Below are 21,306 nucleotides of genomic sequence, written 5' to 3'. Positions count from 1 at the left end.
CTCTTCCAACTTGATGGCTTACGCTTTTTTATCATCCTTATTTGCTTCTTTTCTTTCAAAGCGATTGTGATCTCTGCGATTAAATTTTTCCATATTTTTTTCAAATACATCCGTTAAATCGATTTCCAGGGAATTTGCCATGATCATAGTGACAAATAAAACATCACCTAATTCTTCTGCTACAGAATTGTTGGGCTCCGTTTCTTTCTTCGCTTTTTCACCGTATGTATGATTGACTTCTCGAGCCAGCTCCCCGACTTCTTCTGTTAAGCGTGCCATTTGAGCTAATGGAGAAAAATAGCCTACTTTAAACTGTTGGATATAGTCATCTACTTCCTGTTGCATACTTCTTAAAGAACGTTCTTTTGTCATTTCTTCTCCACCTTTCCTATTTATCTTACCAAAAACTACGTCCAAATCCTAGGCAAGAGCGATTGAGAAAATAAAGATTACGTGCTACATTGAGTATTGTGATGTAAAAAGAATGAAATATTGCGAAAATATTAGTCGGTTTATCGAAGGAGTGGTTTGATGATCTCAATGAAAACAGTTAAAGAAGTCGTAATGATTATGGTTGGTACAAGTATTTATGCGTTTGGACTCGTTTATTTAAATATTGCGAATCATTTAGCAGAAGGTGGCGTTTCAGGGATCACTTTGATCTTACGCGCACTTTTTGGGATTGATCCTGCCTACTCTACACTTTTGATCAATATACCTTTGATTTTGATTGGGGGAAAAATTTTAGGAAAACGTTCACTCGCTTATACCGTCTTAGGAACAGTTTCGTTGTCTGCATTTTTATGGATTTGGCAACGTGTTCCTTTACAAATCAATCTTCAACATGACTTACTGATCGTTTCATTATTGGCTGGCTTAATTGCCGGAACTGGAAGTGGTCTGGTCTATCGGATGGGTGGAACTACCGGTGGAAGTGATATCATTGCTCGTATATTAGAAAAGAATTATGGGATCTCAATGGGTCGATCTTTACTGGTATTAGATGTTATCGTTTTGTTGGCTTCATTGACTTACATTGACTTGAAACGCATGATGTATACGTTAATTGTTTCTTATGTTTTCAGCCGTGTCATTGATTCAATCTTAGATGGCGGTTACTCAGCTAAAGGGATTTTAGTCGTCTCAAACAAAAATGAAGAAATTGCCCCACTGCTGATGACTGGATTAGAACGTGGCGTTACTTTTTTAAGTGGTGAAGGTGGGTTTTCTGGTCATTCTAAAAAATTATCTATATGGTGGTTAGTTCGAGTGAATTGAATGAAGTGAAACGAATCGTCCATGAAATCGATGAAAAAGCCTTTCTATCGATTATCAATGTCCATGAGGTCGAAGGAGAAGGATTCACTTATCTTAAACCACAGTCTAAGTTATTTAAGCGAATATAGCTCTCTCCTAGTTCTACTCGTTTTTCTGGAGTGAGTTTCATCTTTCTTTTTGGCATACAAAATCCCCCTATACAGGACTTTTATATTTCAGTGTCCTATATAGGGGGAGCATATCAACTTGCCTCAGTCTCTTTTAGTATCTTTAAAAACGAATAAACGGTTAAATAAAAGTATCCTTAGTTAGGATTCTTTCCTGCATGTTCGCCTTTTACTTGGTTCTTGCTTAATATTTCACGATTAACTTCATCGGACAATTCCAGGAAAGCATCTTTATCCCCTTTTTCAAGCGCTTGATCAATCTGTAAGTAAAGCATTTTGAGATGGGCTGCTTGTTCTTTCTCTTTGAGATATTGCTCGACTAGTTCAAGATCTTCTTCACTAATAGAGTCGTTCCAAGATGCAAAGGGGTTCTCTTCTAAAACCATTAAATACTCTTTCGTCTGCCAAGCATTTTCAAAAAGGCATTCTACATATAGCGGTCTTTTCCAATTTAATCGAATTTCATGAAAAATTTGATCAGTATCGGTAAACTCTTTCCCCTCGAGAAATAATTTCATTGGTTCTCCATCGAAAGAAAGGTCACTGATTTGTAATCCCCGATTTGCTTGATTCGCTCCTTCAACAAAATGAACATTACTTAAGATTGCTTCATGATTAGCCAAGTAATTCAAAATCCAAAAAACCTCTCTGCGACTAAATGAAACATGATTGACCATCCAAGTTAAGAAATTCTTTTTTTCCTTTACATCTATTAGCATTTTACTCACCTCTCTGCTAGGTCGTCTAATACTGACAATGCCTCCAAATCTCCAGGTTCCAATTCTAAATAATGAGTAAGTAGATCTTTTGTTTTTGTCAATTGTCCTTCTTCTCGTAAGAATAAGGCGTATTCTTTTAGAAAATCAGGTTCATGCTCCAATTCGTGATACGCTTGTTCATAATGAACAGCTGCTAGCGTGAAGTCCTCTAATTCATTATAGGCATGGGCTAAATTCCATTCCGCATATGGATTTGCAGTTTCTTCCATTTGATTGATACTCTTGATTACATCTTCGTAACGTTCTTCATCTAAATACAAATTACTTAATGTTAATAATGTTTCGTCTTGTTTTTCACCTAATTCCAACGCATTTAATAATAGTTTTTCTGCTTTTTCTTTGTCATGTAGGCGATACGCATTTTCAGAAGCTAAGTGATAGAGTTCTACTTGATAAGGATTTTCTTTGATCCCATCTTCAAGAACTTTCTGCGCTTCTTCAATCAATTCTTCTTCTTGCAATGCTTGACCTAAATAAAGATAAAGAGATTGATATTGGGGATTTACTTCTCTCAATTCTTGTAAATAATTGATCGCTTTTTCATTTTCTTTTAGCTGCAGATTGGTGAAAGCTAACTGGAATAAGCGATCATCTGTCCGTTCTTCCTGCAATGCTTGTTCCAATGGTTCGATTGCTGCTTCGAACTCTCCTTGCATGCTTAGAGATTGTCCTAAACGTTCCTGCATAGAGATACCAGAAATCTCATCAATATTACTTGATAATAATAGTTGATAGATCGTTGCAGCTTCAGCAAAACGATCGACTGAAAAGTAAAGTTCGGCTAAAGCAAATTGGATCAATGGTTCATCAGGCAACAACGCAGCTGCTTCCTTTAATTTCGCTTCACTGACTTCAGGAATACCGATTACTTGATATAAATCAGCAATTGCTAATAAAGCTTGAGGATAGTAGTCACTTTCTTTTGAAATGTTTTCCAGATATTCAAATGCTTGATCGATTTCATTATCTTCAATCGCAATTTCCGCCAATGGAATGAACAACTCATCATTTTCGGGGTACTGTTTCACTAACTGTTCAAAAATTTGCTTTGCTTCTTCTAAAAAACCAATCGCTAAGAGTTCTTCCCCTAATTCAGCCAAAACATCGGCCGGATCTTCTTTCAAAGCTTGTGTCAGATATAACTGAGCTTGCGCCAAATCTTCCTCTGACAATGCTTGTAACATTTTTTCACTATTTGTATTCATTTAAATCCCTCTAATCTCACTAATAATCTCGTCATAAGATTTCATTGTTTGTATTAATTCTTGTTCCTTTGGCGATTGATATTTCTCTATTATACCAATTTTTTTCAAAACAAGAATTTTTTTGCTTTTTTCCGCTAGAAGTAAGACATTTTCTAAATAATCAATTTTTGATAATTGTTCTGGCCAATCGATAGGATAACCCAGATGTTTCAACCAGATAAAAAAATTTTTCAATTGAAAGGACATATCCGCTAGTCCTACATTCCAAGTAAGATGAAAAAGCATTCCTAATAGTTTTTTCATACTAGCTGATAACAAATGACCATTTTCTGTTAGGTAAAAAGCTTGTTCAAATAGTTTACCATAATTTGAGAGATTTTCCGCATCTACTTGGTAAAAAGTAATCATTTCTTCCAGCATCCCCGTAAAAGCCCGCTGAGATAACTGCCTTGGTTGCGGATAGTTTTTATAGAGATTTTGTAAAAAATGATAATCACAAACTAAACCACATGTTATCAAAGTCAAAAAATCTATTTGTTTCCCTTCTCCTTGTTTTTCACTGATTGTTTGATCGTAAACGATTCGTTCTGGAAGGTTGGTCGTTCGCAAGACGACTTGATTTGGCAATTGTAAAATATTTCGTTGAGGAGTTAATGCTCGGGCCATTGAACGAATCGATACCGGAATTAGCCATAATGTTGATGCAAGTGAGGTATGCTTCTGGAAAAAACCTGCTAAATCCATGATCCCCTCATTCCCAAACCCAATTATAAGTAAGGATTGGTTTTCAGGATATCGTTTTGCAAATGTTACAAGATTACTTAGTTCTGTTAAGTGATTACATTGAGTATTGGCACAGATATACCAATCAATCTCACTTGGGTTAGGAAACTGTTGGTTGATTTTCTCAACAAACAAATCGTAATACCGTTGGTTCGTCAAAAATAAAACAGGCTGATCAATCGTTATTGTTTTCAGCTGGCTGACCAACGTTTCCCCATAATAGATTTTTGTTTGTTCTTCTTGTCCTTGATAGTCGATTTCCATAAGCACCCCTCCTTTTCTTTATTTTACCATTAGTAAGTAAAATCGGAAAAGAATAGGGTAAATTCTTGGGAGAATATAGAAAAACTTCGTAATTCACCTACATTTAAGAGCACCTATTTAAAGAATTCTTGTGTAATAAATCGGGCATGGTATACTGTAATACGAAGTAAAAGATTATATAGGACTTTGCTTTTCATTTTATAAAACGGAGAAATGGATTAAGCAATTTTATTCAACTAAATTTCATCAAAAATGAGGGATAAGTTTTGTCAAAAATAAATAAATAATCAGTTACAGCAATTTTAATTATCTCCCTATGTGCTTTTTTTATGGTTTCACCTCAAATTTATAAACATGCACTCATTGTTTCAAATGACTGGGTATTTCATATGAACCGTTTCTATGACACGGCTATGCAATTAAAAAATGGCACGTTTAATTATTTCCAATCCATCTACGGTTTTAGCCAATCGGGAAGAGTCATCAATGCCCTTTATGGAACCGACTTTGCCTATTTACATGGACTGTTACTTTTAATTTTTAAAACTTGGTTCAGATTCCAACTTGTATCTACTTTTCTGTGTTACTTCACTGCCGGTACATCGATGTATTTCCTTGGACGGTACTGCCATTTAGAGCAAAAAATTGCTACTGGGATGGCTATTTTATACATGGGTACACCTACCATTTTTTACTACACTCTTGCCCAAAATTTTTCTGGTTGGGGTGCTGCCTTTTTACCTCTTATTTTTATTCCAGCTGTTAGAATGATAAGAAATCGGGAAAGCCCAATCCAACCTGTGGTGCTAGGAGGAACCATTTCATTATTGCTATCTGTCCATATGTTTTCAACCTTACTAGCCGTAGCCGCTTTGATTCCCTTTTTCCTTGTGGGTTTGCTTTACTCTAACAAAAAACTAGTAATAATCAAACAGGCTCTGCTAGCAGTGGTGATCGCTATCGGTCTTTCTTTCAATACGTTTACTGCTTTTCTGGATTTGTCCAATGATACCTTGATTCCACCATACGCAGTAACTGATCTATTATCGAATAGTACTTCACTTTCGTTTGGTTCAATTGGCTGGACAAACTTTGGAATAATCCTTTCTATGATATTTGTTTTTCAACTTGTGTTTACTATCGTCCACTTTAATAAACTCAGTGTGTTGGAAAAAACAATCAACTTAGTCGGAGCATTCTTTTTACTTGTCTCTTCTAAATACATTCCTTGGAATGATATCGGCAATTATTTTACATTTGTTCGCAAAATGCAATTTCCACAAAGACTGGGTTGCCTCGCATGTATCTTATTAATACTAGGGTTCGGTTTTACCATTCAAAAAGCCTTTGTAACTTTAGAGAAACAATCGGTTTTAAAAATCAGTGTGCCACTATTACTGTCTTTTTCATTGTTAAATTTAACAGGTGGCTATGCTTTAATTTCGGATACAGCAGCTATCTGGAATAGTGATGCCCCACTTTCTAAAGACACCAGTGCTGCTGAAACCTTAGAAAGTAATACAAGTAATATTCGTCACCTATTTGGAGGCAATGCTGATCTATCTGCTGCTTTACAAATACACAGAAAACCGATGGCTGACTATTTACCCGCTAGTGGTGGACAATTGGAAGATCCTTACAAAGCTTATAAAGAGGACGTTTTACACAATTCTATCCCTCTTAAAAGATCAATTGACAAACAAGGGAATATACATCTAACTTTCACTGCTAAAGATACAAATAAAATAACTTTACCAGTAATCATTTACCACAATAGTTCCCTCATAATCAATGGAAAATCTAGAAGTGAAGCACAATATTCACTGACTTCAATAGGCGCTCTAAGAATTTCTCCAAAGATTGGTACAAATGAAATTATTGTAGGATATAAACCAGGTAAACTATTCAGATCAGCTATTTATATCCGAATATTAACAGTGGTTATCATCATTGCTTACTATATGAGCAAACGATGCAAATTTTTCAGTAAAAACAAACGCACGAAATAACCGATGAGCAAAAGATTTTTTCTAAACAGCCAGATAGAAAAATGAGGCAATGAGCGAAGCAAGCAACTTTGAATAAATAAGAGGTTGTAAAAATAACGACTATCTTATTCATTAAGATAGTTTGAAAAAATAGCTTTTCGTCAATAATGACTGAGAAGTTTTGTATTAAAAATCTGGGACAGAATGAACCGTATTCTGCCTCAGATTTTTTTATTATCGTTTAAAGTAAGGTTGTGAAAGCATCGGAGCTTCAATGACAATAAGAAAAGATTTTTTGAAATAGCTTCTCCTGGTTTAGAAAAGCATCGCTTATTGCTGAGAAGTTGCTTCTTGTAGACCATTACTCATTTTAAACTAAAAAATAAGATTTATATCTCAGATTCATAAATAACGGAGACGCAAAGTACCCTTCGTCTCCTAATTTCTTCACTCTAAAACTCAAAACAATAGGAAATATAAAAAAGCACTTGCAGCTTAAAGCCACAAGCGCTTTTTTATGAGCCGTATTATTTAACAGCGTCTTTTAATGCTTTACCTGGTTTGAATGCAGGTACTTTGCTAGCTGGGATTTCGATTTCTTCACCAGTTTGTGGATTACGTCCTTTACGTGCAGCACGTTCGCGAACTTCAAAGTTACCAAAACCGATTAATTGAACTTTTTCGCCGTTAGCTAAAGCATCTTGAATAGTTGAAAATACAGCATCGACTGCTGCAGTTGCATCTTTTTTAGTTAAGTCAGTAGCTGAAGCAACTTTTTCGATTAATTCTGCTTTGTTTGCCATGGATAGATTCACCTCCTCCACAAGAGATATGATGTAAAACATCAGTTTAGTTAAAAACATTCTGAGTGGTCCAGAAGTTTAAAAGAAATATTGATCTAGTTCAATATTCTGTTATCACGATATCATATAAACCGCTTAATAGCAAGGTTTTTACCATTTTTCACGTGCTTTTTTTAGTCATAAAAACGTAATAAACAAAACCACCTAATTTTTTTGAAAAAAATCTGCCGATGTGGTAAAATGCCTATTTTCGTCTTCTTGGAATGATTCGGATCGAAGTTCCTTCGAAAGTAAATGCTTTACGAATTTGATTTTCTAAGAAACGTTCATAAGAAAAATGCATCAACTCTTCTTCATTAACAAAAACGACGAAGGTTGGTGGTTTTACAGCCACTTGCGTAGCATAGAAAATCTTCAACCGCTTCCCTTTATCTGTTGGAGTCGGGTTGATCGCTACTGCATCCATGATGATATCATTCAAGACAGCAGACGGCACACGCAAGTTTTGATTCATACTTACTTCTTCGATCATTTCAGGTAAACGTTCTAAACGTTGTTTTGTGACTGCTGATACGAAGACGATTGGCGCATAATCTAAATAACGAAATTCTTCACGAATTTCTTGCTCAAAATCACGCATCGTATTGGTTTCTTTTTTGACAAGATCCCACTTGTTTACCACGATGATCACACCACGTCCTGCTTCATGTGCGTATCCAGCTACCCGTTTGTCTTGCTCACGGATTCCTTCTTCAGCATTCAAAACCATCAAAACGATGTCGGAACGGTCAATGGCACGCATCGCACGCATCACACTGTATTTTTCGGTATTTTCATATACTTTTCCACGCTTACGCATTCCTGCAGTATCGATCATTAAAAATTTCTGACCGTTATCAGATACAAAGTGAGTATCGATAGCATCTCTAGTTGTTCCTTCTATATCCGAAACGATCACTCGTTCTTCTCCTAGAATCGCATTAATCAATGAAGATTTCCCAACATTTGGGCGGCCGATCAAACTAAATTTGATCGTATCATCCTCTTCTTCTTCCCCATCATTTGAAAAGTGTTTAATTGCTTCATCTAATACGTCACCGATCCCTAAACCGTGACTCCCTGACACTGGATATGGATCACCCAATCCTAATGAATAAAATTCGTAAATATCATTTCGCATTTCGGGATTATCCACTTTGTTAACTGCTAAAATCACAGGTTTATTACTGCGGTATAAAATTTTTGCTACTACTTCATCTGCATCGGTGACCCCTTCACGTCCGCTGACAACACAGATGATGACATCTGCTTCTTCAATCGCGATTTCTGCTTGATGCTTGATTTGATCCATGAATGGTTCGTCACCTAAATCAATCCCACCTGTATCGATCACACTGAATTCTCGACCTAACCATTCGCCTTTAGCATAAATACGATCGCGAGTTACTCCTGGAGTATCTTCGACAATCGAGATACGCTCGCCAGCGATGCGGTTAAAAATCGTAGACTTACCGACGTTCGGGCGGCCAACGATTGCAATTGTTGGATTTGCCATATTTTTTCCTCCTCACAAGTTTCCAATCTTACTTAGTGTAACGAAAGCTTTGCGAACTTTCAAGCATTGTTCGCTAAAATTACGCAAGTATTTATTCATTGGACAACTTTTTTTCATAAAACATCAAAGTGAATATTGAACCCTAGGAAACCATCTTTTATTCTTGTTTCTTTGGTTAAAGAACTACATTGTTCAAATAACCCTAAAAACCATATTCAGAACCGCTAGATGAGCGTTAGCCTAAATATTCACACACTACTGAACTTAAAATCGATCAGTGACATTTGATTATAGCATAATTTGTTTCTCTCGTTTTCATTTTCTACTCTTTTTATTGTTTCTTGATATGTGAAAGCTCTTTTCATCTCTCTCATTCTTTCAACAATCTTCATATTCTCGAACTCTCAGTTTATCTAGCGCAATATCCTAATTCCTTATTCTAGCCTGTATTTTCTTATAGTCACTTCATTCAGTCCCACTGTACCTACATTATAGCCTGATGCCCAAAAATGTTGATTTTCAAACTCAAATTAACATTTCCATGCTTATTAGAAATTATTAACGTCCTTTTTCTTTTAAATAGCTTGTAAAACTGGACATGCATATTTCATTAATCTACAGTCGGAAAGGTTGTGCCATATCTAGCTATGAGAAATAAGCCGAAGAATCCAAAAATAGTTCCTCCTATTTTTGGTATTCTTCGGCAATTTTTTGTCAAAGCAACTTCTTGAACCATGTGGATAAGGTCATGAAAGAAGCGATCAGCTCCAAATTTTTTTGAACGAATGTGATAAACATCAAGAAAAGAATTTGACGTTAAATGCTCCCTCCAGGAAGTAATGAGATTGGCAAAATGTAATCCTTGCTTGTCTTTTCATTCTTCATTTTTTTCAGAAGAACATCAACAATCAGACTTGCGATTTCATCAATTGGTTGTCTGATTGTGGTCAATTGTGGGAAAAATTTCTCAACAAAAGATGTTCCATCATAGCCAATAATTTTTAGATCTTCTGGGATATTAAGTTTAAGCTGATGAGCAATTTTCATAGTAAGAATGGCTGTTAGATCATCAGAAACAAAAATACCATCTGGTTTGTGACTTAGGATCGTCGACTTGATTTCCATTTCTCGACGAATCGTAGAGAGATTATTAGGAATTTTAAAAACTTTGCCATTTGGATTTTGAAAAGAAAAACCAAGCGCACGTAACCCTGTTGGAGAATCCGTATTGTCATTTCCTGTAATCATAATACTATTTTGACAACCATTTTTTTGTAACGTTTTAGCAGCCAGTTTTCCACCTTCAAAGTTGTCTGAAGAAACAATGGAAACATTGGGAGCTAAGTTTCTATCAAAAGCTACAATAGGTGCTCCCACACGCTCATAATCAGCAATTCCAAGATTATGACTAGATGAGATAATCCCATCAACTTGATTCGCTTCAAGCATTTCAATATATTCCCGCTCTTTAGCAGGATCGTTCTGACTATTGCAAATAATTGTTTTATAGCCATGTTTGAATAATTCGATTTCCAGATACTCAATCAGTTCAGAGTAAAAGATATTACTGATATTAGGAAAAATAAGCCCAATAAGTTGGGGTGACTTTCCTTGAAGTCCACGTGCTAGATTATTAGGTTTGTAACCAAGAGTTTTCATAGCTTCATGAACTTTTTGTTTTGTTTTTTCCGATAGATATCCCTTATTGTTAATGACACGTGAAACGGTAGTTGGGCTAACTCCAGCTAGTTCAGCGACATCAGATAATTTTGCTACCATATTAATATTTTAATTCAAAGTATTTTCCAGTCGGTTCACCTGATTTAAGTTGAATACCATTTTGGTGTTTCTCAGGGAATACGCGACTAGTAAATACTTTTTCTCCTTTATTAATAAAAATCTCAATGATTGAATTATCTACAAAAATGTTAGCAATTGTTTCTTTAGTATCAATTGAGCACTCACGAATCGTACCAAAGTCAGTGGCATATTGAATGCCTGCTTTGCTGCGATCTAAAATAATTTTTCCTTCTTTGGTATCTACAATCAAGCTAAGTCCATTTCCTTTACTATCAGAGAAAAGAAGTAACTCCGATTTCTGATTTGGAGGAAACGTTAGTTCAAGTTCATAAGTATTATTTGTTTCTGCTTTTGCTGTAAATTGTTCAGAACTAGCACGTAATGATGTAATAGCTTCTACTGGATATTGGTAAAGTTTACCATCTTTTATTGAAAGTTCTTTTACAAGACTCATTGCTCCCTGATAATCATACTTATCAGTTGGATAATCGATATCAGGTAGTCCAATCCAACTGACAATCAGAGCACGACCATCAGGAGTATTGAATCCTTGAGTCGCATACGCTTCAAATCCATAATCAAGATTTTGAATTTCTGAAGCGTCCACAAGTTTCACTTTTTCTATGTCAAGCGATTGACAGATCTTAAAAGTATTCGGATAGATATTCCCATAATTAAGCTCAGATTTATCCAACCCTTGAGGACAATAAATGAGAACAGGTTTTTTGTCTACAAATACCAGGTTTGGACACTCAATCATGTATTCTGAACCAGTGCCGCCAAAATCAAGGTTTCCAACTTCCTCCCATGTTTCCACGTTATTGTCAGTCGCTTTGTAAAGTTTAATAAAGCCTGATTTTTCTAAATTTTGTGCTCCAACAATCGCATACAATTGTCCTTCATAATTAAACATTTGTGGATCACGAAAATGATCAGTTACATCAGCAGGTGGATGAATAAGAACATTCTCACCTTTCGTAATGTTGTAGTCTTTATCCATCCATGCTCCGATTTGAAGTGTATCACGTTCCCAATTTTCATTTCGAACGTTCCCTGTATAGAGTAAGAATAGATTCCCCTCTATTTCATATGCAGAACCGGAATAAGCACCGTGGCTATCTCGTTTTGTGTCTGGAAGAAGTTCTGCTCCTGTTACATGAAAATGAACTAAGTCATCTGATTCAGTGTGCACCCATTCTTTCAACCCATGAGCAGCTCCAAATGGCCAATTTTGATAAAAAAGCGTATATTTTCCGTTAAAAAAAGAAAAACCATTAGGATCGTTTAACAATCCTGTTTTAGGTTCGATATGATAGCTAGCACGCCAAGGTGATCGTTTTACATTATCCTTAACTTTATCCATCTCATCTTTAGTCCAATCAGAATAAGCACGATATCGTATTTCTCGAGGTAAGTTCATATTTTACTCCTTCAATTTATCTTTTTACAACTAGTATGGTAAACGTTTTCCGTTGAAAAATCAATCATTTCATTTAAAAAAACAAATTATATGACAAACGTTTGACATATTTTTAAGATATGCTAAAATAAATTTGCATTTCAGTGAACCGTTTTCACGTAAAAATAAAAAAGGAGTGATTCGAATGAATTACAGTAAAGTAGCTTCCGACGTAATACAAGCGGTCGGAAAAGATAACCTTATTGCAGCTGCACACTGCGCTACACGTCTTCGTCTCGTACTAAAAGATGACACGAAAGTGAATCAAAAAGCTTTAGACGAAAATCCAGATGTGAAAGGCACATTTAAAATTGATGGGCAATATCAAGTGATTATCGGTGCAGGTGATGTTAATTTCGTTTATGACGAACTTATCAAAAAAACTGGACTTTCGGAAATTTCAACAGATGATTTAAAACAAATTGCTAGTAAAGATAAAAAATTCAACCCCATTATGGCATTAATTAAATTATTATCAGATATTTTTGTTCCAATTATACCTGCCCTTGTTGCAGGTGGTTTATTAATGGCATTACAGAACTTTTTAACAGCTGCTGGACTTTTTGGACCAAAATCAATTGAAGAAATGTATCCTGCGATTGAAGGTATTTCCTCAATGATCCAACTGATGTCCGCTGCACCATTTATGTTTTTGCCTATTCTAGTTGGTATTTCCGCTGCTAAACGTTTTGGAGCCAACCAGTTCCTTGGTGCTGCAATTGGAATGATTATGACAACACCACAACTTGGTGGTTCTATGGAATATTGGAATATATTTGGTTATCATGTCTCACAAACTAACTATGCTTATCAAGTCATTCCTGTGTTAGCAGCTGTTTGGCTATTATCAGTACTGGAAAAGTTTTTTCACAAAAAACTTCCATCATCCGTTGACTTTACATTTACCCCCTTATTATCTGTAATCATTACCGGCTTTCTAACCTTCACAGTCATCGGCCCTGTCATGTTATTGCTTTCTAACGGGATTACAGATGCGATCGTTTGGCTATATAATGCAACCGGATTTATTGGAATGGGTATTTTTGGTGGAACTTACTCGTTAATCGTTATGACCGGTCTTCATCAATCATTTCCTGCAATTGAAACGCAGTTACTTTCAGCATGGACTAATGGTATTGGACATGGAGACTTTATATTTGTAGTTGCTTCTATGGCGAACGTTGCCCAAGGTGCTGCAACATTTGCTATCTGGTTCTTGACTAAAAATGCTAAAACAAAAAGTCTTGCTTCCTCTGCAGGGGTATCAGCTCTTCTTGGAATTACTGAACCAGCTCTGTTTGGTGTCAATTTAAAATATCGTTTCCCATTTTTCTGTGCTTTAATTGGTTCCGGAGTTGCCGCTGCAGTAGCAGGTCTACTGAAAGTAGTTGCTGTATCACTTGGTTCAGCAGGTTTTCTTGGATTTCTTTCAATTAATGCAACCTCTATCCCATTTTATTTACTATGTGAATTAATTAGCTTTGCGATTGCTTTTGCAATTACTTACTTTTATGGAAAAACAAAAGCTTCAGGCATCTTTGCAGCAGAAGCTCTTACGGATCAAACAGTAACGAATCATTCAGAAAACACCCAACAATCCACAGTTACTTCTGGCGAACCTACTAAAACAAATCATTCTTCAGAAACAATCGTTAGTCCCCTTGCTGGTGAAGTGATTGGACTTGATTCAGTAAATGATCCAGTATTTTCTTCAGAGACTATGGGAAAAGGTATTGCGATTAAACCAACTGGGGACACTGTTTATTCTCCAGTAGACGGTACTATTCAAGTTACATTTGAGACTGGACATGCTTACGGTCTTAAATCGAATGACGGCGCTGAAATACTGATTCATATTGGTATTGACACCGTATCGATGGGCGGTAAAGGATTTATACAAAAAGTTACTGCTAATCAAAAAGTAAAAAAAGGAGATATCCTTGGAACGTTTGATCGTACGCTAATTAAAGAAGCAGGACTTGATGATACAACAATGGTTATTGTGACAAATACCGCAGATTATTCAAAAGTGACACCACTTATTAAAGGAACAGTTACCGCTACTACTGATTTACTTGAAGTTGAATAATGGAATAGTCAATAGTACTGATTATTCTTTCTAACCAAAACATCAATAAACGGATAATTTAAAGGGCAATGCGCGATCTGATGTATGTATTAACTGGAATAATAGCGATTTTTCAAAAGAAAATAACAAATAAACGAGTTAAATTCTTTAAAAATCTGAACAATAAATTGGTTAAATGCATAACTGCCCATGAAATCATCTTTAACTATAAGGAGAAATGTTTTATGCTATACGGTGCAATTGAAGCAGGAGGAACAAAATTTGTCTGTGCAGTTGGTAATGCACAATTAGAGGTTATTGAGAGAGTGAGTTTTGAAACTTTGAATCCAGGAGAAACAATGCCACAAGTTGTTTCTTTTTTCAAAAAATATGAAACAGAATTGTCCAGCATTGCTGTTGGTTCTTTCGGACCTATTGATATCCATCCTGAATCGAAAACATATGGATATATAACCTCAACACCTAAAATACCGTGGAGAAATTTTGATTTTATTGGTTATCTAAAAAGAAATTTTGAGAAAATTCCTTTTTATTGGACAACTGATGTCAATGCTGCAGCTTATGGAGAATATATAGCTGGACATGGTCAAGGCCATTCATTAGTTGTTTATTATACAGTTGGCACAGGTATAGGTGGTGGTGCACTGCAAAATGGAAGATTTATCGAGGGATTCAGTCATCCGGAAATGGGACATATGATTGTACGTAATCACCCTGACGATCACTTTAAGGGTAACTGCCCTTATCATCAAAATTGTTTAGAAGGTATGGCAGCAGGACCTGCTATCGAAAAGAGAATAGGAATTAAAGGTCAAGATTTAAAGGAAGATCATCCTTTTTGGGACATGGAAGCTTTTTACATTGCCCAATGCATTCATAATACTACAATGATGTTTTCACCGGATATTATCATTCTAGGTGGCGGTGTAATGAAACAAGTACACTTACAAGAGAAAATTCATCGTGAATTTTCAAAACTTAATCAGAATTATGTTGCTCATCCGAAAATAGAAGAATATATTGTTTTTCCAAAATTAGGAGATCAAGCTGGAATTATCGGTTGTTTAGGGCTAGCCCAAAAAATAGCTTCTAATTAAACAATGATAGAGTTTTGATAGTAGTTTGACAGAAATCTCCAGCTCTGATAAATAGTTTAAGCAAATCATCTATCTAATATCTCCAATTGTGAATACAATATGGCATTTGCACAGCCATTGGGTATGGTCTAAACGATGTACTTTATTAGGTATTCCTTAGCCCTTCTCACAGCAGTTGGTTTTATCTTTCACTCGATTTGTGAGTTTAACTAGTTCTAATGATAATAACAGAAAAAGATCAATCAATGTTGTAAACATTGATTGATCTTTTTGTCTCATTTCAGTCTTTTTAAAATGAACACTCAAAAATTTTATTTTTCTGAATCATCAGTAGTTGTTTCTTCGACTTCTTCTTTCAAAGCATCACCTAAAAGATCACCCATTGTGAAACCAGTATTTTCTTCTGGTAATTCATAGGTTTCAACATCTTTTGGTTCTTCTTCCGATGCTGGTTTTTCTTCTAAAGCCTTGATGCTAAGGGCAATACGATGTTCTTCAGGATGTACTTCTAAAACTTTTACTTGCACTTCATCCCCTTCATGAAGTACTTCATGAGGTGTAGCGATGTGCTTGTGAGAGATTTGAGAAATATGAACCAGACCTTCTACCCCTGGGAATACTTCTACAAATGCACCAAAGCTTGTCAAACGTTTCACTTTTCCATCTAAAACTGAACCAACAGTGGCTTTTTCTTCAATATCAGTCCAAGGCCCAGGCAACGTGTCTTTAATTGAAAGAGAAACACGTTCTTGTTCAGGATTAATCGAAAGAACTTTTACTTTAACTTCATCCCCAACTGCTAAAGCATCACTAGGCTTCGCCACATGGCTATGTGAGATCTCAGAAACATGGACCAATCCATCAATTCCACCTAAATCAACGAAAGCACCAAAATCAGTAATACGAGCTACTCGTCCGTCGATAACGTCTCCCTCGTGAATATTGGCTAGAATTTCTTTTTTCTTTTCTTCTTTTTCCGTTTCCACAACTGCTTTGTGTGAAAGAATTAAACGGTTTTCTGAAGGTTCGATCTCAACGATCTTGAACGCCAATGTTTGACCTTTGTATTCTGAAAAATCAGCAACAAAATGATCTTCCACCATTGAAGCTGGTACAAAACCACGAACACCTACATCAACGACTAAGCCGCCTTTTACGACATTCGTCACAGGTGCTTCGATGATATTACCTGCTTGGAAATCTTTTTCGATATCTTCCCAAACTTTTTTGGCATCCAAACGGCGTTTTGAAAGCAAATAGCTACCGTTTTCTTTATCTTTTCCGATAGTACTGATAACTACAAGTTCTAGAGTATCTCCTACTTTTACTACCTCGTTGATATCTTCAACAGGTGAAGTAGACAATTCTTTAGCAGGAACGACGCCTTCAACTCCGGCACCTTCGATCCCTACCACAACTTGTTTATCTTCGATTACTAAAACTTCGCCGGATACAACGTCTCCAACGTTTACTTCTTGGACACTATTCATTGCATCTTCCATTGATTGACTGTTTTCTGTTTGATTTTGTTCAAATTCTGTCATAACATTTGTCCTCCTAACCAACATTCTGCCGTAACAACGGTACTAATTTTAGTTTAATTGATTATTAAAAAAAAATAAAGCGATTTCGTTTGGTTTACCCTAAAAATCCTGAGTTTTTCCCTTTTTACAAAAGATATCCTTTTTCTGTGACCACTTTTTTGATGGATTGGACAACTTCCGTAATCGATTTTCCAGTAGTGTCGATTCGAATGGCATCATCCGCTTGTCTTAAAGGGGATACTTTTCTTGTAGAATCATAATGATCTCTCTCTTGGATTTCCTTCGTAAGAGTTTCCAACTCTGTTGGTATCCCTTTTTCAATATTTTCTTTATAGCGTCTTTGTGCCCGTTCTGTTACACTTGCTACTAAAAATATTTTCACTTCTGCCTGAGGTAAAACAGAAGTACCAATATCTCGGCCGTCCATTACAACCCCACCATGTTCACCAATTTTACGTTGGATCGAAACCAGTGCTTCACGTACTTTTTGATGAGCAGAAACTTCAGAAACTGCCTTGGTCACATCTGGCTGACGAATTTCTGTAGTTACATCTTGGTCTGCCACCAAAACGTGTTGACCGTCTGTCTCTTGGATAAAAGAGATTGGATAGGCTTGGATCAGCTTTACGAGTTGCTCTTCATCTCCAAAAGGTACTTGATGTTTTATCGCTAGATACGTAATGGCACGATACATGGCGCCTGTATCGGTATAAATATAGTTGTATTCTTTTGCCAAAATTTTTGCAACAGTACTTTTACCTGACGAAGCAGGTCCATCTATTGCAATACTGATTTGTGTCATGCTATAACTCCCTTTTCAAAAAAAAAGCCGCAGATCGCGGCTAAGATTATTTAACTTTTAATTGTTGTCCAGGATAAATCATATAATTATTTGGATCTAAACCATTTAATGCAAATAATTGATCAATAGTGATCCCGGCACGTTCAGCTACTTGTTTAGGTCCGTCACCTGGTTGAACAGTCACTGTTGATCCATCTGCAGCAGCCGAAGAGGATGGTGTTGTCGCTTCTTCTACCGTGCTAGTTGGTTGTGTTTCTTGTTGGTAAGTAGACGTTGTCGAAGGCGTTGTTTCCTCTGGTACAGTAGTACTTTGTGGTGTACTTGCTACTACTGATTCTGTCTGAGTAGTGCTTTCAGGCTCCGTACTTGATTCTTTTGTTGATGATACTTCTGATGAGGTCGTACTTTCCACTACAGAAGACGTTGTTGTAGTTGATGATGCACTTGAAGCATTGGAAGACCCATTTCTAATCCAGAAGTAAGCTCCCGCTGGAATTGCAATACACAATACTAATAATACTAAGAAGAGAGACAAAAACAGCGTGTTGCCTTTCTTTTGTTGTCGTTGAGAACTTCTTGAAGAAACTTCGTCTTCAGTGTCATAAATCGGTTGTTCCCATGGCTCTTGTGTTTCATTATTTTCTGATGAATGATGTCTATCTTTTCTGCTCAACTTATTAACCTCCTAATTTCTATCGTGAATATTATACCATAGCCAGAACGCGATTGTCTTATAAATTTTCTATCCAATGTTTTTTTAAAATAAATTTAGTAAAATATCTTGCCACTGTTTTAGCTCTACAGATGGGCTGACTTCTCTATTTTCCTGACTCGTAAGGACCGCTCCATCAATATCACAACATTTTTCTGGTTTTTTTATCAGTTTCTCCCCAAAGTATTCAAGAATCAGCGCTCTTCGACAAGTCTTTGCATTGACATAATGAAGCATTTGTTGTAGTCGATATTCCTTTTCTTTTTCTTGACGTTTTAGCCGATTTAACCACTCTTGCGGATTGCTCGTTTGTGCAATTATTTCTAACCATTTTTGTTGAATCTCATCGAATTGTTCTTGTTCATTGCTATGATATTGCAGATAAATTTCAAAACTTTGTCGTTGTTCTCTAGAAAGTTGATTAAAAAAATAATGAATGCGTTCGTCATTTTCTTTGTATAAAAGAATCGCTTCACTCGCCTGTTGGTCTCTTCCCGCACGCCCGATTTCTTGAACATAATTTTCTAAACTATCTGGTAAATCGTAATGGACAACATAACGGATATCTGGCTTATCGATGCCCATACCAAAAGCATTCGTCGCAATCAAAAATTGAAGTTTATTTTGACTAAATTGTTGTTGCAACTGTCGCCTTTGTGATGCTTCTAATCCACCATGATAATAGCCGATAGTAAAACGTGAGCGAAATAGCTGATACAAACGCTCTACCTCTTTCTTTGTCGCACAATAAATAATCATCGAGCCTTTTGCTTGTTTCATCAGGTCCTCTAGATCAGCTTCTTTTTGGGAAGTCTTTTTGACATATAAAGCAATATTTTGTCGATTAACCGAATGGATAATTCGAACTGGCACTTCTTGAAACAAGACAGTTTCAATATCATGTTGCACGGCTTTAGTAGCGGTTGCTGTCAAGGCAAGCGTTACTGGAGAGCCTAATTTCTGAGCAATTTCTCCTAGTTGTTGGTATTCTGGACGGAAATCTACCCCCCACTGAGAAACGCAATGCGCCTCATCGATCACATATAACCCAATTTTTTGTTTTTGTAATTGTTCTATCACATCTTTTTGCGTCAACATTTCTGGACTTAAAAATAAAAATTTATAATTGGACAAATGATTTAACACATAATATCGTTCCGTTCTAGATAGTAAACTATTGAAAGCAACAACTCGCTTTTCTCCTTGTTTCTGTAGTTGCATCACCTGATCCTCCATCAATGAAAGCAAAGGTGAAACAATGATAACCATTCCTTCACGCAGATAACCGGTCAGTTGGTAGCATAGACTTTTTCCATTTCCTGTCGGTAACACTGCGAGGACATCTTGATCATTCAATAAAGACTGGATGATTTCTTCTTGTCCTGAACGAAACGAAGGAAATCCAAAACGTTTTTGTAGTTCATCCTTCAGCGACATTCTTCAGTTCCCCTTTCAATACACCAATTTGATAAAAACGAAACTCTCCATAGTCTAGTGGTGCGACTTCATTTAATTCTCGATAATTCCATTCTTTGATGTTCGATAGTTGACTTAGTCGCTTAAATGTCTGCTTGGTGATCATTTTTTGATAAGGAAAATCAGTTAAATAAAGTTGCCATTCGATCAAATGATCGGTTACTGTTCCTCTTTTTAAATGACGTATCTTCATTACTTCATCAATTGAGCATCCAGATAAAATCAGTTTTCTCGTCGTTAACATACTTTGATTGAAGTTTTGCATAAGTAGTGGTGAAACCAATTGAAAAAGCAACGAATCTTTTTTTTCTTCGATTGTTTTTAGCAGCAGGTGTACTTGCTTTGCTTCATACAATTCACGTTGTACTTCATTGGTTATTTCTGTTAATTGATAAGTTAATAAACCAGGTGACTGGATACCTGAAAATTGATTGGCCAGAAAGTTAGCCGATTCAGATGTCATCGTTGAAAAGATTTCACTCAGTTCTTGGCTTAATTTTTTTGCTAGGGTTTGTCGATCTAGTTGTGTGTCAGCTAACCATTTTTTTACTTGGATAGTATAATAGGGACTAGTTTCAATCGGTAAGTATTCCTTTTTATTATTTACCAGATGAGAGACAACTTGAACAGCAAACTTGATCAACCGCCAACAATTCTCAGCGGTTCTGCCATAACGATCATAATGGAGCCCTTCTAGATCAATCTTTTTTTCTGCTAAAGTTTTTTCACCTAAATGAGTGATCATCACGTCATCTTCTAGCTGAATAAGGAACTTTTGGTCAACTAATTGGTCAATGATACGTGTAAATTCTTCTTGATTCATTTTAGGAAAACTACCATGTATAAATAATAAATGGTTTAAAAAACTATAAATCAATACCGAACTCGTTCGTTTTCCTGTGATAACTTGGTATAAGGAGCTGATCCTTAACTTGTTTCTTGTTGAAAATAAAGCTAAAATAAATGAAGTCATATTACTCCCCTTAAGAATAGGATGGTCAAAATGTCATTACTATGTAAATTAGTACCTGAGCGCTGTATCGCTTGTGGTCTTTGTCAAATCGAAGCCCCAGATATCTTTGATTATGATGAAGAAGGAATCGTTTTATTTGCGCAAGAACCAGAAGCTCATCAGCAATTTGTTTCTCAAACTGACGAGGAAGCCGTCAGAAAAGCTTATCAAAAATGTCCAGTAAGAGCTATTTTATTAGAGAAATCATGAAAACTAGTTAACCAAATGAATATAGATCAATGTAAGTGTTTCTAACAATGATGATTTGAAAAGTAGGCAGTTGACCTGGAAATGGTGTCTGAACAAATTTCTTTCTATGTTCAAGTGAAAGTTTGAGTTGATTTATCTCTAGTCTATTTATATAAAGATTGTGACTTATGTAGCTCTTCGGCAAAGTTTCTGATAAATGGACTTCTGAACTGCCTTAGATAAAGTCATGAAAGAAGCGGGAAGCTACGATAACAATAAGCTTGAATTTTTTTTAACAGTTTCT

General features: G+C 36.0%; 17 protein-coding genes and 2 pseudogenes. 5 read left to right on the top strand and 14 right to left on the bottom strand.

The genetic code is table 11. From position 1 onward, the window contains the following. Positions 1–18: 18 nt before the first annotated feature. Positions 19–372 carry a nucleotide pyrophosphohydrolase gene (locus IGL30_RS04640; protein WP_010719556.1) on the bottom strand — a complete coding sequence of 118 codons (354 nt, stop codon included), beginning with the start codon at positions 370–372 and terminating at the stop codon, positions 19–21. Positions 373–531: 159 nt separating this feature from the next. On the opposite strand from IGL30_RS04640, the pseudogene IGL30_RS04635 reads away from it, so the two are divergent. Then, positions 532–1,406: pseudogene (locus IGL30_RS04635) on the top strand (YitT family protein). A gap of 176 nt (positions 1,407–1,582) precedes the next feature. Here IGL30_RS04635 and IGL30_RS04630 read toward each other — a convergent pair. Genes IGL30_RS04630 through IGL30_RS04620 form a run of 3 tightly spaced genes read right to left on the bottom strand, consistent with a single transcriptional unit; the run spans position 1,583 to position 4,476 of the window. After that, entirely contained in the window at positions 1,583–2,164 is a 582-nt protein-coding gene (locus IGL30_RS04630; protein WP_010719559.1) for a ReoY family proteolytic degradation factor, read from the bottom strand. 5 nt (positions 2,165–2,169) lie between these two features. Continuing rightward, positions 2,170–3,429, bottom strand: coding sequence for a tetratricopeptide repeat protein (locus IGL30_RS04625; protein WP_088745296.1), 1,260 nt, complete (start codon positions 3,427–3,429; stop codon positions 2,170–2,172). Then, a complete protein-coding gene (locus tag IGL30_RS04620; RefSeq protein ID WP_034700278.1) occupies positions 3,430–4,476 on the bottom strand; it encodes a hypothetical protein in 1,047 nt (348 codons plus the stop codon). 329 nt (positions 4,477–4,805) lie between these two features. On the opposite strand from IGL30_RS04620, the gene IGL30_RS04615 reads away from it, so the two are divergent. Continuing rightward, a complete protein-coding gene (locus tag IGL30_RS04615) occupies positions 4,806–6,485 on the top strand; it encodes a hypothetical protein (RefSeq protein ID WP_260221581.1) in 1,680 nt (559 codons plus the stop codon). Positions 6,486–6,991: 506 nt separating this feature from the next. On the opposite strand, the gene IGL30_RS04610 is transcribed toward IGL30_RS04615, so the two are convergent. The 5 genes and pseudogenes from IGL30_RS04610 to IGL30_RS04590 all read right to left on the bottom strand — a co-directional run bounded on the left by IGL30_RS04610 (position 6,992) and on the right by IGL30_RS04590 (position 12,042). Then, on the bottom strand, positions 6,992–7,267 hold the full coding sequence (locus IGL30_RS04610) for an HU family DNA-binding protein (RefSeq protein WP_002290178.1): 276 nt from the start codon (positions 7,265–7,267) through the stop codon (positions 6,992–6,994). A gap of 244 nt (positions 7,268–7,511) precedes the next feature. Further along, a complete protein-coding gene (der, locus tag IGL30_RS04605; protein ID WP_010719563.1) occupies positions 7,512–8,822 on the bottom strand; it encodes a ribosome biogenesis GTPase Der in 1,311 nt (436 codons plus the stop codon). Between the two features lie 378 nt (positions 8,823–9,200). Next, positions 9,201–9,431: pseudogene (locus IGL30_RS04600) on the bottom strand (transposase); the annotation flags it as partial. Between the two features lie 207 nt (positions 9,432–9,638). After that, positions 9,639–10,601 (bottom strand): LacI family DNA-binding transcriptional regulator, encoded by a 963-nt coding sequence (locus IGL30_RS04595; protein ID WP_010737356.1) that lies wholly within the window; start codon positions 10,599–10,601, stop codon positions 9,639–9,641. Position 10,602: 1 nt separating this feature from the next. Continuing rightward, positions 10,603–12,042 (bottom strand): sucrose-6-phosphate hydrolase, encoded by a 1,440-nt coding sequence (locus tag IGL30_RS04590; RefSeq protein ID WP_123874873.1) that lies wholly within the window; start codon positions 12,040–12,042, stop codon positions 10,603–10,605. Positions 12,043–12,226: 184 nt separating this feature from the next. Here IGL30_RS04590 and IGL30_RS04585 point away from each other — a divergent pair, with 184 nt between their 5' ends. Beyond that, positions 12,227–14,170, top strand: coding sequence for a sucrose-specific PTS transporter subunit IIBC (locus IGL30_RS04585; protein ID WP_123874896.1), 1,944 nt, complete (start codon positions 12,227–12,229; stop codon positions 14,168–14,170). A gap of 224 nt (positions 14,171–14,394) precedes the next feature. Next, positions 14,395–15,267, top strand: coding sequence for an ROK family protein (locus tag IGL30_RS04580; RefSeq protein WP_010737353.1), 873 nt, complete (start codon positions 14,395–14,397; stop codon positions 15,265–15,267). A gap of 311 nt (positions 15,268–15,578) precedes the next feature. Here IGL30_RS04580 and rpsA read toward each other — a convergent pair whose 3' ends face one another. The 5 genes from rpsA to IGL30_RS04555 form a co-directional block, all read right to left on the bottom strand. Next, positions 15,579–16,811 (bottom strand): 30S ribosomal protein S1, encoded by a 1,233-nt coding sequence (gene rpsA / locus IGL30_RS04575; protein WP_010719568.1) that lies wholly within the window; start codon positions 16,809–16,811, stop codon positions 15,579–15,581. Between the two features lie 124 nt (positions 16,812–16,935). Next, a complete protein-coding gene (gene cmk / locus IGL30_RS04570; protein ID WP_010719569.1) occupies positions 16,936–17,613 on the bottom strand; it encodes a (d)CMP kinase in 678 nt (225 codons plus the stop codon). A gap of 46 nt (positions 17,614–17,659) precedes the next feature. Further along, positions 17,660–18,286, bottom strand: coding sequence for an SAG1386/EF1546 family surface-associated protein (locus IGL30_RS04565; RefSeq protein WP_010719570.1), 627 nt, complete (start codon positions 18,284–18,286; stop codon positions 17,660–17,662). Between the two features lie 84 nt (positions 18,287–18,370). Then, on the bottom strand, positions 18,371–19,762 hold the full coding sequence (locus tag IGL30_RS04560; RefSeq protein ID WP_088745300.1) for a RecQ family ATP-dependent DNA helicase: 1,392 nt from the start codon (positions 19,760–19,762) through the stop codon (positions 18,371–18,373). Next, a complete protein-coding gene (locus IGL30_RS04555) occupies positions 19,746–20,774 on the bottom strand; it encodes a helix-turn-helix domain-containing protein (RefSeq protein WP_123874874.1) in 1,029 nt (342 codons plus the stop codon). Before IGL30_RS04555 ends, IGL30_RS04560 begins: the two co-directional genes overlap by 17 nt. 30 nt (positions 20,775–20,804) lie before the next feature. Between IGL30_RS04555 and IGL30_RS04550 the strand changes: the two genes are divergently transcribed. After that, positions 20,805–21,023 (top strand): ferredoxin, encoded by a 219-nt coding sequence (locus IGL30_RS04550; RefSeq protein ID WP_010719573.1) that lies wholly within the window; start codon positions 20,805–20,807, stop codon positions 21,021–21,023. Positions 21,024–21,306 lie beyond the last annotated feature (283 nt).

This window comes from Enterococcus sp. DIV1089c, from assembly GCF_050530965.1.
Taxonomy (GTDB): Bacteria; Bacillota; Bacilli; order Lactobacillales; family Enterococcaceae; genus Enterococcus_B; species Enterococcus_B hirae.
This window is presented reverse-complemented; position numbering and strand designations above follow the sequence as displayed.

Excerpts from the sequence above, each read along its gene's own strand:
- IGL30_RS04640 (WP_010719556.1), bottom strand. The coding sequence starts at position 372 with ATGACAAAAGAACGTTCTTTAAGAAGTATGCAACAGGAAGTAGATGAC.
- IGL30_RS04630 (WP_010719559.1), bottom strand. The coding sequence starts at position 2,164 with ATGCTAATAGATGTAAAGGAAAAAAAGAATTTCTTAACTTGGATGGTC.
- IGL30_RS04625 (WP_088745296.1), bottom strand. The coding sequence starts at position 3,429 with ATGAATACAAATAGTGAAAAAATGTTACAAGCATTGTCAGAGGAAGAT.
- IGL30_RS04620 (WP_034700278.1), bottom strand. The coding sequence starts at position 4,476 with ATGGAAATCGACTATCAAGGACAAGAAGAACAAACAAAAATCTATTAT.
- IGL30_RS04615 (WP_260221581.1), top strand. The coding sequence starts at position 4,806 with ATGGTTTCACCTCAAATTTATAAACATGCACTCATTGTTTCAAATGAC.
- IGL30_RS04610 (WP_002290178.1), bottom strand. The coding sequence starts at position 7,267 with ATGGCAAACAAAGCAGAATTAATCGAAAAAGTTGCTTCAGCTACTGAC.
- der (WP_010719563.1), bottom strand. The coding sequence starts at position 8,822 with ATGGCAAATCCAACAATTGCAATCGTTGGCCGCCCGAACGTCGGTAAG.
- IGL30_RS04595 (WP_010737356.1), bottom strand. The coding sequence starts at position 10,601 with ATGGTAGCAAAATTATCTGATGTCGCTGAACTAGCTGGAGTTAGCCCA.
- IGL30_RS04590 (WP_123874873.1), bottom strand. The coding sequence starts at position 12,042 with ATGAACTTACCTCGAGAAATACGATATCGTGCTTATTCTGATTGGACT.
- IGL30_RS04585 (WP_123874896.1), top strand. The coding sequence starts at position 12,227 with ATGAATTACAGTAAAGTAGCTTCCGACGTAATACAAGCGGTCGGAAAA.
- IGL30_RS04580 (WP_010737353.1), top strand. The coding sequence starts at position 14,395 with ATGCTATACGGTGCAATTGAAGCAGGAGGAACAAAATTTGTCTGTGCA.
- rpsA (WP_010719568.1), bottom strand. The coding sequence starts at position 16,811 with ATGACAGAATTTGAACAAAATCAAACAGAAAACAGTCAATCAATGGAA.
- cmk (WP_010719569.1), bottom strand. The coding sequence starts at position 17,613 with ATGACACAAATCAGTATTGCAATAGATGGACCTGCTTCGTCAGGTAAA.
- IGL30_RS04560 (WP_088745300.1), bottom strand. The coding sequence starts at position 19,762 with ATGTCGCTGAAGGATGAACTACAAAAACGTTTTGGATTTCCTTCGTTT.
- IGL30_RS04555 (WP_123874874.1), bottom strand. The coding sequence starts at position 20,774 with ATGACTTCATTTATTTTAGCTTTATTTTCAACAAGAAACAAGTTAAGG.
- IGL30_RS04550 (WP_010719573.1), top strand. The coding sequence starts at position 20,805 with ATGTCATTACTATGTAAATTAGTACCTGAGCGCTGTATCGCTTGTGGT.